This window comes from Streptococcus sp. W151 (assembly GCF_053010205.1).
In genome coordinates, this window is sequence record NZ_JBRKNT010000014.1 from 1 (window position 1) to 1,592 (window position 1,592).

Sequence of the window (1,592 nt, forward strand, 5' to 3'; positions counted from 1 at the left end):
CAAGTGATGATACCTTCGATGCAGTGAAATCTCCAGTTATCACAGGTTACACTGCTAATAAATTGGTAGTGCCAGAAGTCACAGGTGTTAAAGCTGGAGCAGCAGACGTTGAAGAAGTTGTAACATACGTGAAAGATGCGCAAAAGGCTATCATCAAGTATGTCAACGAAAAAGGAAATGTGGAATTAGATCGTGATGTGGTCAATGGTAAATCCGGTGAAGCGATTGATTACAGCACAGATGGTAAGATTTCAGGATTTAAACGCAAAGGTTATGAATTAGTCAACGATGGTTTCACGAATTCTGTGAATAAGAAATATGACTTCGATGCCAAAGTAGACCAAGAATTCTTTGTTACTCTTCGTGAACGCATCGAACCAATCGATCCAGACAAACCAAAACCAAATCCAGATCAGCCAGTTGATCCAAAAGATCCAGATACACCGAAATGGCCAGATCCAGTCAAAGATGTAGTTAACAAAGACGATGTAACACGTACAATTCATTATGTTTACGAAGATGGCTCTAAAGCAAAAGATGATGTGACAGAAACCCTTCACTTCAAACGCTTTGCATACGTCAACTTGGTAACCGGTCATGTGGATTATCGTCCTTGGACATCAGAGGATACTACTTTTGATACTGTTTTAACTCCAAAAATCCAAGGCTATACTGCTGATAAAGATGTAGTTCCAGCTGTAACAGGAGTTGAAGCGACAGCACCAGACTTTGAAGTTACAGTAACTTACGTTCGTGATGCTCAAAAAGCCATCATTAAATATGTCAATGAAAAAGGCAACACTGAATTGAGCCGTGACCAAGTCGTAGGTAAATCAGGTGAAGCAATTGATTACAGCACAGCTGATAAGATCGCAGCTTACAAACGTAAAGGTTATGAACTCGTTAGCGATGGCTTTACAAGTGCAGCTAACAAGAACTTTGACTTTGATAAAGCATTTGACCAAGAGTTTACAGTTACTCTTCGCGAACGCATCGAACCAATCGATCCAGACAAACCAAAACCAAATCCAGATCAACCAGTTGATCCAAAAGATCCAGATACACCAAAATGGCCAGATCCAGTTAAAGATTTGGTGAACAAAGACGATGTAACACGTACAATTCATTATGTTTACGAAGATGGCTCTAAAGCGAAAGATGATGTGACAGAAACTCTTCACTTCAAACGCTTCGCATACGTTAACTTGGTAACTGGTCACATCGACTACCGTGAATGGACTACAAGTGATGATACTTTCGATGCAGTGAAATCACCAGTCATCAAGGGCTATACTGCTAATAAATTGGTGGTACCAGAAGTCACAGGTGTTAAAGCTGGAGCAGCAGACGTTGAAGAAGTTGTAACATACGTGAAAGATGCGCAAAAGGCTATCATCAAGTATGTCAATGAAAAAGGTACTGCTGAATTAAGTCGTGATGAGGTCAATGGTAAATCAGGTGAAGTAATTGATTACAGCACAGCTGATAAGATTGCAGCATACAAACGTAAAGGTTATGAACTCGTTAGCGATGGCTTCTCAGATGCAGCCAACAAGAACTTTGACTTTGATGCCAAAGTAGACCAAGAGTTC

1 protein-coding gene is annotated in these 1,592 nt (G+C 40.3%); it reads left to right on the plus strand.

The genetic code is table 11. The annotated features are described in order from the left end of the window. On the plus strand, positions 1 to 1,592 hold a 1,592-nt coding region (locus tag ACVC7Q_RS09880), incomplete at both ends, for a mucin-binding protein (RefSeq protein ID WP_447265724.1).